General features: G+C 46.9%; 14 protein-coding genes. All 14 read right to left on the reverse strand.

What is annotated here, in order from left to right; all coding sequences use genetic code 11:
• Position 1: 1 nt before the first annotated feature.
• The 14 genes from K0C01_RS04580 to K0C01_RS04645 all read right to left on the reverse strand — a co-directional run bounded on the left by K0C01_RS04580 (position 2) and on the right by K0C01_RS04645 (position 14,297).
• A complete protein-coding gene (locus K0C01_RS04580; RefSeq protein WP_221170857.1) occupies positions 2-1,405 on the reverse strand; it encodes a signal recognition particle protein Srp54 in 1,404 nt (467 codons plus the stop codon).
• A gap of 119 nt (positions 1,406-1,524) precedes the next feature.
• A complete protein-coding gene (gene ftsY / locus K0C01_RS04585) occupies positions 1,525-2,757 on the reverse strand; it encodes a signal recognition particle-docking protein FtsY (protein WP_221170858.1) in 1,233 nt (410 codons plus the stop codon).
• A gap of 3 nt (positions 2,758-2,760) precedes the next feature.
• The gene (pfdA, locus tag K0C01_RS04590) at positions 2,761-3,225 is read right to left on the reverse strand and encodes a prefoldin subunit alpha (protein WP_255568392.1); all 465 of its coding nucleotides are present in this window, start codon (positions 3,223-3,225) and stop codon (positions 2,761-2,763) included.
• A gap of 157 nt (positions 3,226-3,382) precedes the next feature.
• Positions 3,383-3,829 carry an SRPBCC family protein gene (locus tag K0C01_RS04595; RefSeq protein WP_221170859.1) on the reverse strand — a complete coding sequence of 149 codons (447 nt, stop codon included), beginning with the start codon at positions 3,827-3,829 and terminating at the stop codon, positions 3,383-3,385.
• Between the two features lie 137 nt (positions 3,830-3,966).
• Positions 3,967-4,632 (reverse strand): translation initiation factor IF-6, encoded by a 666-nt coding sequence (locus tag K0C01_RS04600; protein ID WP_221171198.1) that lies wholly within the window; start codon positions 4,630-4,632, stop codon positions 3,967-3,969.
• Positions 4,633-4,637: 5 nt separating this feature from the next.
• Complete coding sequence (locus K0C01_RS04605) at positions 4,638-4,916, reverse strand: 50S ribosomal protein L31e (protein ID WP_221170860.1); 279 nt, start codon at positions 4,914-4,916, stop codon at positions 4,638-4,640.
• The gene (locus K0C01_RS04610; RefSeq protein WP_221170861.1) at positions 4,913-5,065 is read right to left on the reverse strand and encodes a 50S ribosomal protein L39e; all 153 of its coding nucleotides are present in this window, start codon (positions 5,063-5,065) and stop codon (positions 4,913-4,915) included. Before K0C01_RS04610 ends, K0C01_RS04605 begins: the two co-directional genes overlap by 4 nt.
• An 83-nt stretch (positions 5,066-5,148) precedes the next feature.
• On the reverse strand, positions 5,149-5,805 hold the full coding sequence (locus tag K0C01_RS04615) for an HAD family hydrolase (protein WP_255568433.1): 657 nt from the start codon (positions 5,803-5,805) through the stop codon (positions 5,149-5,151).
• A gap of 554 nt (positions 5,806-6,359) precedes the next feature.
• Positions 6,360-7,469 (reverse strand): pyridoxal-phosphate-dependent aminotransferase family protein, encoded by a 1,110-nt coding sequence (locus K0C01_RS04620; protein WP_221170863.1) that lies wholly within the window; start codon positions 7,467-7,469, stop codon positions 6,360-6,362.
• 270 nt (positions 7,470-7,739) lie between these two features.
• Entirely contained in the window at positions 7,740-11,249 is a 3,510-nt protein-coding gene (locus K0C01_RS04625; protein ID WP_221170864.1) for a DNA polymerase II large subunit, read from the reverse strand.
• 18 nt (positions 11,250-11,267) lie between these two features.
• Positions 11,268-11,687, reverse strand: coding sequence for a PPC domain-containing DNA-binding protein (locus K0C01_RS04630; RefSeq protein WP_221170865.1), 420 nt, complete (start codon positions 11,685-11,687; stop codon positions 11,268-11,270).
• 135 nt (positions 11,688-11,822) lie between these two features.
• Positions 11,823-11,987, reverse strand: coding sequence for a DUF7556 family protein (locus K0C01_RS04635; RefSeq protein ID WP_221171278.1), 165 nt, complete (start codon positions 11,985-11,987; stop codon positions 11,823-11,825).
• A gap of 128 nt (positions 11,988-12,115) precedes the next feature.
• Positions 12,116-13,201, reverse strand: a complete 1,086-nt coding sequence (locus K0C01_RS04640) for a class I SAM-dependent methyltransferase (protein WP_221170866.1) — start codon at positions 13,199-13,201, stop codon at positions 12,116-12,118.
• Positions 13,194-14,297 (reverse strand): 60S ribosomal export protein NMD3, encoded by a 1,104-nt coding sequence (locus K0C01_RS04645; RefSeq protein ID WP_221170867.1) that lies wholly within the window; start codon positions 14,295-14,297, stop codon positions 13,194-13,196. The genes K0C01_RS04640 and K0C01_RS04645 overlap by 8 nt, the downstream gene beginning before the upstream one ends.
• Between the last annotated feature and the right edge of the window lie 4 nt (positions 14,298-14,301).

Below are 14,301 nucleotides of genomic sequence, written 5' to 3' on the forward strand. Positions count from 1 at the left end.
GTTAGAATGGGCCACCGCCCATGCCACCCATACCGCCCATTCCACCGCCACCACCGCCTTGCATTTGTTTCATCATTCGTTGCATGTCCATATCGCCCATACCTTGGAACTGCTGGAGCATGCGGTCCATGGTGCGGTATTGTTCAAGGAGATCGCGGACGCGTTCTTCTGAAGTGCCACTCCCACGAGCAATGCGTTTGATCCGACTTTGGCCAATACGGCGCGGATCTTCAAGTTCTTCTTCTGTCATAGAATCAGTAATGATCTCGAAGTCACGGATACGTTCTTCGGTTACATCCATGACATCGTCCGGTAGGTCATCGAGCGGGCTGGATCCACCTCCTCCCATCCCGGGGATCATATCAACAACTTGATCAAGTGGACCCATGTTGTTCATAGTCTCCATTTGCTTTTTCATATCCCGGAGAGTGAAGTCACCATCAAGCATATCTTCTGGTTCCCAGTCATCTTCTTCATGACCAGTGTCCTCCATCGCACGCTCAACACGTTCTGCGAGTTGCTTGAGGTCGCCCATCCCGAGCAATCGAGAGATAAAGCCATTAGGCTCGAATCGCTCAATATCTTTGATCTCCTCGCCAGTACCGAGAAATGCGATTGAAGAGTTAGTTTTACGAACTGCTGTCAGCGCACCACCACCTTTTGCAGTACCGTCAAGCTTCGTGATCACAACACCATCAATGCCGATTGCAGAGTCAAATTCTTCTGCTTGATCTTTAGCTCCTTGTCCGATTGCACCGTCGAGGACAAGCAGAGATCGATCAGGCTCAACGGCTTGATCAATTTGTTTGATTTCCTCGATGAGATCATCCTCTAGCGCGTGTCGTCCAGCTGTGTCAACAATATGAACATCAGCATCAGATGTTTCTTCAAGACCATTGCGAGCAATTTGGACTGGATCGTCTACGTCTGGATTACCATAGAAGTCGATATCAGCGCGCTCAGTCAGTTCTTTGGCTTGGTCATATGCTCCTGGACGGAAGGTGTCGGTCTGGATGACGGCAGTACGAAGTCCTTTTGTAGAGAGCCACCACGCCATCTTAGCCGCTGATGTCGTCTTACCGGATCCCTGTAAGCCAGCAAGGAGAATTGTTTGCTCTTCAAGGGGTAGCTCCATCGATTCGCCAACAATGTCGACCATCTCTTCATAGACAATACGGAGAACATGCTCTCGAGCCGTGGTTCCACCTGGTGGGTCTTCATCAAGGGAGCGGTTTTTAATGTTCTGTGACAGTTCCTGAACAAGCGAAACCTCGACATCACTCTGCAACAGAGAACGTTGAATCTCACGGACAACATCATCGATTTCATCTTCCGTGATTCGGGTCTCTCCACGGAGTTCATCGAGAGTGTCCTGAAGTGAGTCCCCGAGATTATCAAGTACCATTTGTATATAATTACACGTCAGACCGGTTAAAGTCTTACATACTGGTTCTGTTAACAACCAAAGATCAATCTCTGAAAGGTCTGCCTCGTTATTATATAAAACTCGGAAAGAAAATAGTTCTATTTGCCGAGAAGTTGGTCAACCAACCATTCTGGGTCAAATGGTTCTAAGTCATCATACTCTTGTCCAGTACCGAGGAAAAAGATTGGTTGGCCGGTTACATGGGAGATGGATATCGCTGCGCCACCCTGCGCATCGGCGTCAGCTTTCGTGAGTACTGAGCCATCGATTGCTGCTGCGTCATTAAACTCTTCTGCACGACGGACTGCATCCTGACCTGCGACAGCTTCATCAACGAAAATAGTCAGATCAGGGTTGACTACTCGATCAATTTTAGCAAGCTGATCCATCAGACCTTCGCTTGTATGGAGTCGACCAGCAGTGTCGCCTAAGACAACGTCAATGTCGTTAGCTTTAGCGTATTCAACCGCATCATAGATAACTGCCGCAGGGTCTCCTCCCTGTTCGTGACTAATTAGTTTTTTATTTAAGGCGTTAGCGTGTTCTTCAATCTGCTCGTTGGCACCAGCACGGAACGTATCACCGTTTGCAAGCACAGAGTCGTAGCCTTGGTTTTCTAAGTACCGAGATATTTTAGCAATAGAAGTAGTTTTTCCGACTCCGTTAACACCAGTGAAAACAAGGACAACTGGCTTATCTGCTTCTTCAATGGCGGCATCAAAGTCGACATCATCAACCGTCATGACTTCAAGCAGGGCGTCACGCAAGGCATCTTCAACAACTTCATCAACAGATTTTGTAAACCGACGACTCTCGCCAAGGAGGTCATCACGGAGGTTCTTGAGGATTCGTTCAGTCACCTCAAGTTCGACATCTGACTCAATCAACGCCATTTCCAGCTCCCAAAGCGGATCCTCAAGCTCTTCTTCTTTGATAACAACTTTTCCAGTTGCGATGTTTTTTGCTTTTTTTGCAAAGCCGATACCAGAGGAGCTATTCTCTTGTTCTGGTTGGTCCGTATCTGTGGTCGAAGGAGACTGGTTGTCGGTCGGCTCTGTGGTTTCAGCCGAGGAAGAAGAAGACTGGTCAGAATCGAGGGTATCCGTCTCTGTTTTTGTAGATGTGTCTACAGACGCTGAGGTAGAAGAATCGGTGCTCTGTTCAGGGTCAGATGTTGTCTCGGATGTTTCCTGAGGCTCCGGTTCAGGCTCAGCCTCAGGAAGTGCCTCCTGATCTTCGGGGTCTTCATCTTCCTCTGTTGGCTGTTCTTCGGCCGCCTCCTTTGCGCCTTTCCGGAAGTTTTTGATTTTATCTTTGAGCCCGTCAAACATAGCCTATTCTTCTTCAGATTCTCCTTGCATTTGTTGCATCTGTTGCTGGAGTTGTTGCTGCTGTAACTGCTGTGCTTGCTGCTCAAGCCGATCAGATTCTTCTTCAAGTTCTGCAATCTCGTCGTTGATCTCTTCAATTCGTTCGTCAAGATGATCTTTCTTATTCTCTAATGTCTCAACAGCACCTTCGGAGTTCCGCTCTGCCGCGTAACCGCCACCGAGGTCAACAATGATTTCCTCAGCATCAAGAATCTCAGCGCGGACTTTAGCACCACCGCCAAGTGGAACCTGAACAACAGCACCATCGTCTATCGCGTTAATCGCGGAAATCGCCTCATCGATTTCTGACTGATCATCACGAAGTGACTCAATCTCGTTATTTAGTGCTTCAATCTGCTGATCGAGTTCTTGTATCTGCTGTGATAGTTGCTGAAGCTCCTGTTGGCTTCCACCGCCTTGGTTCATCATTGTCGAATCACCTCTGCTGCTGTGGAGGTACTATGACGACGATAACAACAATTGCGAGCAATTGGTACTTGCATATGACTATATGGGACATCACGTCAGAAGTATGTTCCTATCAGTTGCTATCAATAGCTCAGAAACTCCCCACAATCACAGATAATTACTGAGACGGGGCATCAACCTCAAGTCGGTCCTTAAGATTTTGAAGGGTCGTTCTAAGCTCTCGTTGATTATATCTTCGAACGAAAGGCTCAGCAAGCCGAGAGAGAACTCTTCCCGGTAATTTATACGTAGCGGCATATGAGACACGGGTTCCATCATTTTCCTCGGTAAAGCGCAGATCCAAGTCCCCTTCAAGTTGGCCCCGAAGTTCAAAATTAAGACGCTGGTTCTCTTCATGAAGTATCTCAACAAGTTCACCATCAAGTGACACTCCAGCCATCCGGTAGGTATGATCAGCTCGTTTCCCCCCATTGTCAAGAGGCTCGACATTTCGAACCTCAACTAAGCTCGGGGTAATCTCAATGTGGTGGTATGGGTCATCGAGGTAAGTAAAAACGTTCTCGACAGGGGCATTGACGTAAATCGTCTCACTGACGGTAACCATGCGTCTAAAGTAGGTAACCAGTGCTAAAAAGTTGTGTGTTATTTACGTGCTATATTTCATCACGATACAAAAAATGTAGTCTGGATTTGAGGATATTTTTTTAATAGAACCAAAATTGAACAAATTAAGAATCAGAGTCAATCAATGTATCCGAGGGCATCCTCAATACGACCAAGTTCTGGGCCGGTTGTTTCTTCACCAGCCACATATCCAGTGTTGTTTGCGAGAAGTCCACTTCCGACGAGTGGGCCTCCGTAATTGATTGTTCCAACATCTGCATAGACATCGAGCAAATTAGATAGACGTTCAAGTTCACTGTCAGTTGCTTTAGGATGACAGAGAACTCCTGAGTCAGTCGCAACAGCCGCCATTCCTACGGTCCGAACATCAGCGATCATTCCCTGCTCAACAGTGACATCAAGCGTATCAGCAATTGTCTCAACTGTTTCGTTTGTAAGGTCAGGGTGAACGTATGCACCAGAGTTATTCGCTAAGATAACATTACCAACAGCGGTAATCCGACTGGGGAGTTGCTGAACAGGAACGGATACAGCATCTTGAAGGGTGGATTGTTCTTCTGATGAGATACGGTTACTAACGAGAAGTCCATTGTCATTTCCCGCAACGAGTGATCCAACAGTCGTTGATCCACCGACTGTCGTTTCAATAACAGATACAGAGAGCTCACTGGCAATCGCGTCAACAAGTTCTTGATCTAGATTAGGACGGACTACCAGATAATCATTCGTTACGTGGGCGAACACACCAACGTACGGCGAGCCAAGAAATGATGTCTGAAGCAACGTTCTCACTCAGAGTGTTCAGCTTCGACGATTCCGCGCCCCGCTTCTTGGAAGCGAGCAGCGCGGACACGAAGCTTGCTCGGCGGTTTTGATCGTCCGCGTTCCCAGACTGCTTCATTGATCGACGGATCAAGCCGGACATCATCCTCCTCGACCGAAAAGTGCTGGGCTAAGTGCTCACGGACGATTGCCATTGCCTTGTCAGCTCGTTCATGTTTCGGTGCAGCCTTAGCATCACGAAGCGGAATTGTCATGACCCGCTCCTCGAATTCTTCTGCGCTCATTCGTCAGTATTTGATCGACGCCAGTTTCGGCGTTTTGGGTTTCGCATAACGTCGCGGTCAGTTTTCATCATTACCCATGCTGGAACACGGCTGTTCTGCCGTTCTAATTTGGCGAGTCGTTTCTTTTTCGCCCTTGATTTTCCACTCATATGTTGCTGTTATTTTATGCCGACCGGTAAAACCTTGTTCTTTTTGATGCGTATCACAGGACATAGAAGATTATGAAAGATTTTCATCCCGTGATTTCAGCGACCAGTGTCGTAAGATCAGGAACTTCTATAGTTGGTTTGACGGGCAGTTCAGCAGATTTGCGATGCGGACGGCGGATAAAAGCTGCATCAATACCAGCTCGCTGAGCCGCGATAACATCTTTAGGGCTGTCTCCGACATATAACGCATCGGTTGCAGAAAGATCAGTCAGCGCTTGCTCAATATAATAGGGATTAGGTTTTTTTCTCATTACATCTTCAAGCGTGGGCTGACGGCCATAAACGGTGTTGAACTGATCAATTAACCCGTAGTGCGAAAGAATATACTGAACGGTCCGGTGCTGGTTGTTACTGACAACACCAAGCGGGCTAGTAATGGCGTCCAACGTAGCAACATCTTCATAGAGATCTTTCGTACCAGCATCAATCAGCTGGATCTGTGCTGCGGCAACGTTTTGATCACGTCGTTCCCAAAACCGTCCTGGGTCAAGACCATACGTTGAGCACACACTAAGTAAGTCGGCCATTGTCACTCCGAACAGCTGCTCAATATGCGTTGGATCTGGATCTTGCACGCCAAACTCATGAAATGTCCGCCTTATTGCATTTCGTACCGCTTCACCCTCAGTGATACGAGCAAGGACACCATCGTTATCGAAGACGATGGCGTCATAGTCCATAGATGACACTGTCCGTATATTAGGAAAACACGATATTAGGTGTTTGTGAATAGGTCATTTAGGTGAGAAACTATGAGGAATGTGTAATTGCTCCCTCCTACTTACAGCGGTAGCAAGGCGAAATCCCACCCGTTTACGGGGGGTGAAGTCGACAGCTGAGAATCTATCTATGGGTTTTGCTCTCCTACTGTTTTATATGCAATCAGAGCGTGGGTATGATGGTACCGAGCAGCTCAGTCGCCCAAGGAACTGGATAATCTCGGGAGCGGACCACACCACATTTGAAGCGATCCCTTCTGGGCCGCTGGCTGTGTATTTCCAAGTAAACCCGGTAACTTTGAATCCCACGGGATCAGAAACGGCGGCTTGGCCTCGCCAGTAGTCCGGTCATGTCGACTGGTCTGCAAACCCGTAATTCCCAACGTGGGAATCCCACGGATTCAGCCGTGAGGGGAGTCAATCACTTGTGCTTGTTACTGAGAAAGGATGCCTCTTGCTTACAGTCGGCTATAATACGGGCAGACCAATACAGGAAATCAGTTTTTCCTGTTTTACTAGAGTCCAGCGACATCTTCTATTGCGTCAGTGAGTGCCTTGATGCTTTCCAGGTCGTGCTCTCCCATGTGTCCAATGCGGAATGTTTTCTCCCCTATGTCACCATATCCATTAGAGAAGACATAATCGTATTTTTCAGAAACTTGCCCAATTGTCTGTCCGACATCAATGTCTTGAGTATTCTCAATGCAGGTTACTGTTTGGGAGCGATATCCCTCTTCAGCAAAGAGGTCAAAGTGTTGCTTGGCCCATTCCTGTGTGTACTCTGCCATTTCGCGATGACGACGATCACGCGCTTGATGTCCTTCCTCAAGCATGTGCTTCATTTGCCTTCGATAAGCAAGCATAATAGGAATAGCGGGGGTAGAGTGAGTCTGGCCTTTTCTGTCGTAGTAATCTAAGCAGCGCTGAAATCCACCATACCATGATGCTGAATCTTTCTCTAACTCTTGTTCATAGGCATCATCGCTGACAACACAAACAGCAAGGCCAGGAGGCATTGCAAAGGCTTTCTGTGTCGATGTAAAGATAGCATCAATTCCACTGCCCTCAATATCGATGTAATCACCACCTAAACAGGAGATAGCATCAACGATAAAGTAGGTATCTGGATACTCAGACACGATCTCCCCAATTTCTTCGACCGGATTTCGAACGCCGGTTGAAGTTTCGTTCATGACCATCCCAACAGCATCATATTGCGTATCAGCTGTTTCTAAGGCGGTTTTAATATCGTCGGGCTTGACAGCTTCTCCCCACGTATACTCAATTCGGTCAACATTCTTACCAAGACGTTCAGCAACATTTGCTTGTCGTTCACTAAATGCTCCAGAGGTGGGTACCAAAAGTGAGTCCTCAACCAGGTTCAGGGTTGTTGCCTCCCAAAACTCAGTACCTGATGCTGTAAGAATGGTAAGGTCATTATCAGTATCAAGAAATTCTTTCGTATCTTCGACTATTGTCGTATAGAGGTCAGTCATTCGGTCCATCCGATGGCCAAACATCGGTTGAGACATTGCATTGATAACGTCTTCTCGAACTTCCGTTGGACCCGGTAAATAGAGTCGTTTATTTGGGTAATCACCAGTATATTCACGTTTTTCTGTCACAGCAGTTCACCGTACTTCCATGATTATAAGTCCGAAGATATGCACGTTTTGTATTGTAAATAACTACGCCAGGTTTGAGCTACAGTATGTAGACTCCATACACAGACAAAGTAGCTTTATCAGTCATTGGAAAACAAAAATGCCGTTCACTATTCGATGTGCAATTATATATGGAACGGGCTTGTTGCACGTTCTAAACTGAATAATGGAATCGTTTTATCAATAACTCAAAATCAGAATAAGCATATCTCCGGTGTCGGGCCTCGATTCCTACATGAAATCAGCAATACCACTTTGTTTGCTTTTATCATTTTCAAAAATTCGGCTAATTGATCTGTCAAGAACTTCAAGTCGTTGCCGTGTGTATTCGCGAGTGCCGTATTCTTCTGCAATTTCGATTGCTGTTTCAAGATATTTATCCACTGACCCTTCATGAACGGTGAGATTAATATCGCCATCACACTTACGGCAAGTACCAGAGAGGGGTGCACGACGGTATTTGGTGCCGCAATCCAGACAACGAACTTCTTGTCGGGCAAATGCACGAAGATTTCCAAGCAAGTCTGGTAAAAAGTGGAATTCAATAATTCGCTCAGCAACATCAGTTTCATCGACCGATCGGAGTTTTCGCGACAGTTCAAGTTGAGCATCCATTTTGTCTTCCATCGATTCGAGAGTCTTGTACGCTGAAAGACTTGGTCCAGCAGCAATATCAGAAGTCGGATGCGTATGATCAAATCCGGTGTATTCATGTTCAGTTCCGACGGTCTCTTCGGCAATTGTCATCATATCAGCAACATCCTCGGGATGAGCGAGTTCACGGGTAGCCTCAAAAAACTCACGTGGATACTGTGACATAATATCAACATTGTGGGCCTCATCGTCAATCTCTGCAGGATCAATGCGGGATGACATAACAAGAGGAGCGTCCATTGAGCCACCGCGTTTGTCGGGAAGATATGTTTTGCTGAAGTTCAATAATCCATCAAGCAGGAGCATAACACAGTCTTCATCACCATCACAATTACGCCGTTTAGCAGCATGGAAGTACGGATGTGCATACCCACCGGCGACCTCAGTAATCCCGACAACTCGTCCCACAACAGCTGCGGAAGTGTGTGGGGCCATACCGAAGACTAATTCTCCAATAAGATCTTCTGAATTCTCAAGGTCGTAGTAAGAATCCATATCATAGTATGAGGTAAGTAGATCGTCAACAAAGTCAGCCGTTTTACGCATATGCTCTGCACCGCCTTCAGAAAGAATGATATCTTGAACTTTGAGCTCAACCACCTGATCTGCGTGCTGGAGTGGGTCTCCGTGAATATCTTCCGTATATCCAAGTTGTCTGAACTGATTGACTGACGCATTGACTTCTTCTGGTTTAACCGCAGTAACAGGGAGGTCAGTCATATCATATCGGACAGTACCATCTTTAAATGCGGAGACACCGTGTTTAGCACGAAGAATTCCTTTTTCCAGAGGCTCCGGGGTCTTGACTTCTGAAGTGAGTCCCTTAACGCCCTTGAGAATGTCAAAATGGCTTTTTCTTTCCCCAATGTTTTCAAGCGCTTCTTGGAACTCATTGGCAAGGTCAATTGTTTGTGTTGCAACGGCCGTTCCTTCTGTTTCACAACGATCACAGTAAACGCGACCAGACTCATCGGGAGTCAACCCGCGCTCACACTCAGGACATGTGTAGTGTGGATCGATGTGTGTGCCACAAGAAGGACAGCAAGACTTGTGTGTCTCCACATCGCATTCATTACAGCGTCGGATACCAACTTCGACTTCAATTTCACCAGGAGTATCTGAAAGAGAGGCTGCCTGTTTTGTAGCGGCCTCAAAATCACGCTGATTCCCGCCAGCCTCCCCGATCGGGAACAAGGTGTGAACAGCGGGGGAGAGTTCGCGTTCCTCAGATTTTTCTGGGCGACCCATACGATTTCCAACGCGGGTAGGGGCCCGTTCCTGAATACCAAAAGGAGCGACTTCGTTGATAGCTTTGACCGCATTATCCCATTCTCGAGCGGATGCAGATAATGACTGCCACGTTGGTTTTAGATCAGTTGTCAGACCAGCAGAGAGAACAAGTGGTCGCCACGTAGGTATAGTAATCGTCGCATCATGTTGTTGGTGTTCGACGACTAGGTTCTCAAGAGTCTGTTGAACAGCATCTGTTCGTTCAATCCGTAATACATCATCAACAACAGTTCCCTCACTCAGTGCTTTTGTAAGAGTCTCAAGATTATCGGTGGTGATGTCGTGCCATAGGTAGGTATATTTTGGATGAAGTGGTGCGTCGTATTGTTTTGCCCACGAGATTGCCTGTTCAGGCGAGGGGTGTGAAAGATTTATAGCTGGATCGTCTTGGAGTGCTTGAACATCCGTTTTTGTAGCTTTTAAATCTTGAATCCACCACTCAACAGTGTATGAAGCCGGGGCAAGTGGATGATTATTTTCAACAAACTCACCATAATTGACAAGGTACTCACCTAGATCAAGAATTCTCTCAACGCCGTTTCGAATTTCAATTGCCTCTTCAGCACTGTTGACGCGTCGAACTTCACCATTAGCTAAGCGAACAGTTGGGCCCTCGATTGAGTCTACCGGGACAATACCTGCTGCTTTTCCAGGCAACTCAGTTTTGATTTGTGTGCCTGGTGCGAGAAAGTCATCAACAAGATGCATTGTTGCTGGGTGAATGCCAGCAGTGGCATCACCAAGATTTCGAGTACGACCATATCTAAGACGAAATCCACCAGCTTTGCTTGGATGTCCGAATACAGGGCGGCCAGCAATTAGGTCCTGAAGATACTTTTTGTTTGGCTCGATACGTTTAGGCCCGGTCATGTCCGTAGAGTCAGAGTCATCAGACTCTGTATCGGATTCACTGTCATCAGACTCTGTATCTTCATCCTCGTCTTGTGAATTATCCTCACCAATAGTACCGTCAATAAGGTCTTGAAGCCAAGGCCACTCGACCTCATCAAGGTTACGAGTATAGCGCTGGATCTTCGGGGCCTTTAGGGCAATGCCTTCTGCAAGTACAAGGCACATCCCGCCTCGAGGAGCATTCGTGTCAATACGTTCGAGATCGCGATATCCAGATACTTCCTCATCACCGGTTGCCTCCCCATCAAGCATGATAGGACAGTTTTCGACAATAAATTTCGTTTCCTTATCTTTCGGGGAGTACTGTAATCCAGATTCAGAATCATATAGGCCAACCTCCTCAGCGTATCGTCCGATTTCATCATCGCGTGGTTTGAATTCATCTATCCCAAGTAATGATCGAGCATAGTCGGCAACAAGGACAGATAGCGCTTGAGCTGTTCCTCCAGCTGATCGGATTGGCCCAGCGTAGTAGACGGAGACATATTCCGTACCATCGTCGTTAGTATTGACCTCAACGCGGTCAATACCCTCAATGGGAGCGGCAACGACTCCTTCGGTCAGTAATGCTACGGCTGTCCGAACGGCACCTTCAACTTTTCCGCTTTTACTTTCATAATTACCAACCTCGCCGGAAACAAAACCACCAACAAGTTCAAGCGCAGCTTCCTCACGGCTCATCTCTCCTTCAAGTTCACGAACCCGTGTAGCGACCCCATCAATGCCAAGGATATTTTCAACACGGTCAGCCATATCTCGGGCAGTTGGGATTTCAATGTCAGGGCTAGGATCGTTGCCGCGCTGTCGGGCCTGTCGGGCAATCTCGGATGCTCGTTCAAGTTCCGCCTCAAGCCGGGTAAAGTATTGCTCGTCCTCAGGACGCATCGTTATAAATCGGCTCCATTATAACCAGAGATCAAGTTCAGTAACGTCATCGAATTCTCGATTAAGTTCAGTATCAAAGACACGAAGATACAATTCACCTGCAAAGGTAGTACCAGCGTTAAGATGGCCTGCAACGGTTGATCCATCTTCGCGAGACAATACCGCATGAGTATGCGCGAATCGATCACCATCAAGCCAAGAGATATTGCCAGTACAAGATGCAACTTCAAGCGGTTCATCGAATTCTACAGGGTAGTACTCTTTATCATCCTGATCATAGAACCAGAGTTCGGCATCCTGAACTGCACCCATTGCCATGAACCAAGCGGCATCAGCATCGACCTCACCGGCAAATGACTCGATCTGCTGACGCCAGTCTTCTCCTGTTTCGAATCGACCAAGATATTCAGCCGTGGTGGTAACTTCCCGATAGTCCATAGACCATGTTTGCACTGACGGGCCCTTAACTCTTACAAGACATAAAATTAGTTGTGGATATAGTAGTATATCTTTATTTTGACATATTCAAGCGAGTGGTGAAAACAGAAATTTATCGTAATTCAGAAAGATCTGTTACCGCCAAGATGATAGGTCAGGGGCATCCCCTGCATCCATTGAAAGCCAGGCACCATCTTCTGTGATATCAGCGATTACATACTCCTGATCTCGACCATCGCCATCAACTGAGCTAACGATGCGTGAGTCGCCGTTATCTTCGGGATTTGGTGCCACGGCCATGTTAATCGGTAACGAACACCGACATATAAGTCCGTCGGATTTGATCCGAGGAAAACAGAATAGATAGATACAAGAGGGCGATCAAATCTGAAAATTTTATACAAAGTAATCTAACGCGAAACAAATTATCAAAAAACGCGAGTATCAATTACAACGTGATAAATTCCTTCAGCATACGATTTAATCCGATGCTGGCCTTCTATTGAGATATCACGATCAACTGAACTTGCTGCTTCTGTTAGAGTACTGGCTGGCTGGGACCAAAGGTTCGCATCTGGTACGAGAGCATGATAGTGGACAACGCCGTTATATTGGACCGTCTGAAGAGCAGTCTGTAAGTACTCAGAAGAGTCATAATGACCCATAACAACACGATCCACGGCATTGGGTTCTAAATTCCTGCAGTTTGTGCGATAGGGCGTGACTCGGTCATCAACGTTATTCAAGGAAAGATTCGTGCGAAGATATTCAAAGGAAGTCGGATTAATCTCGGCAGCGGTGACAGATGCACCAGCAACAGCTATTGGGAGAGTAAAGTAGCCAATACCAGCAAACATATCAAAGACGTGTTCATCGGGGGAAATACCGTCAAGTGAGCGAAGATCATCTGGAATGTCCGAAACAGTTGTTGCCGGGCGATCCTGGGTAGTTGATTCTGCAATAAGAGCAGCCATGCGGGCGCGCTCACGCTTGTTGCCAGGAGAAAACATAACCTTAGAGAGGTCAAGTTTGTATTTGACTCCGTGCTCTTCATGGATTGTTTCTGTGTTACCAGTTCCAGCGATGACACGATGGTCAGGGATTCGGCGCTGTCCACTGATTTCGTGGCGATTTAACACTGTCTCTGCGTGTCCGTGAAGTTCAAGAAGAGCGTCACCAAGTTCAGATTCGTCAGGACAGTCGTCTGGGACAGAAACCAATATGACAGATCCAATGACAGCCCAGGAAGAAGGCGCACAATTAATATCCTGTTCAGACCATCCGCGGTCTCGAAGGAGTATATCTAATGTCTTGGGTCTATGTTCAGGATATTTCTGTTGAATGACGCGGATAATATCTACATCTGGGGGTTCCGTGATAGGAATCGCTAGTGTGCCGTCCGAATGCTCAATAATGCGTCGAGAATCATCATATACGCCTTCAGAGCGAAGAGTGGAAAGAACTTCTTCCCCGCGTGGTTTTCGGACAATAGCTGCTAAGCGGTTGTCAGTCATGATCTGATGGGAGAATATGAAGACCAGCACGACTCTTTAAAACCGTCGTCATTTCAGAAGAAGAGTCAAAATATGTAGGACGGGCAATCGTCTTCGACTCATATGTATCAGGATCTAACACCTGAACAGCGTGTTCGTCCTCGACATTTACAACTGTTGTCTCCTCACCGTCGCTAACGGATCCAAGGTACTGGGCTTCCGGGAAATCATCAATGTCATATTCGGTCTCATATGCTTCGCCTGTCGTTATATACCGTCCTTTGAGATTACCTTTGACACTGTCAACAAGAATTGGATCATCGAGGTCTTCAATGGTAATTATATCACCCGGTTTGTATGGCGGTAGACGAACAGCATACGTAACCCGATAAACCTCATTTCCGTCCGCATCCTCAGTGACAAGAGTTTCTGAGGCTGAGACTGCTCCGCCGAAACGATTGACAATTTTGTCTGCAATTTTGCGACCGATTTTAGTTGTAGAGACCTTCATGTCGAGACCGCCAGCAACTTCTCCAGTTTCGGTGATAAACGCGTTTCGGTCGCCGGTTTCTTCCATTGAGGAGACAACATCTTCAGCAATTTCTCGAGCAGCCTGTTGTTCTTCATCAGTTGGTTCTCGATCAACCGCTCGAACTTGGACAACGCTTGCATAGTAATCACCAGCAATACGGCCACATCGCGTACATGTCTCTGCGGCTAACGTCACTGGTACAACCACGGTTTCTTCAACAGGAGTTTCTCGAACCGCTCCTGAAAAGTGACAATGCATCCGTATCGTACTATTGTCAACCTGCTCTGGTTCCACACGCCATGTAATTGAATCAGCATCAACGTGTACTCCAAGCGATTGCCGAACAGCTTCAACGGCAATATCGGTGTAATCCTGTGCACCGATATCAACCCATCTGTTGCCTTGATGTACAGCTCCGCATTGTGTACAGTGTCGGACGGTAATTCGATCGGGCGCATCAACAAGTTCGAAATTCTCAAAATAACAAGCGTCACATAGAGACGGATCTCCACGCTCCGCACGAGTAGACCGTGCAGTTTCAATTGAATCGCCGCATCGAGGACAGATTTCGTGTTTATTAGTCATAATT

Source organism: Salinarchaeum sp. IM2453 (genome assembly GCF_019693215.1).
Taxonomy (GTDB): domain Archaea; phylum Halobacteriota; class Halobacteria; order Halobacteriales; family Salinarchaeaceae; genus IM2453.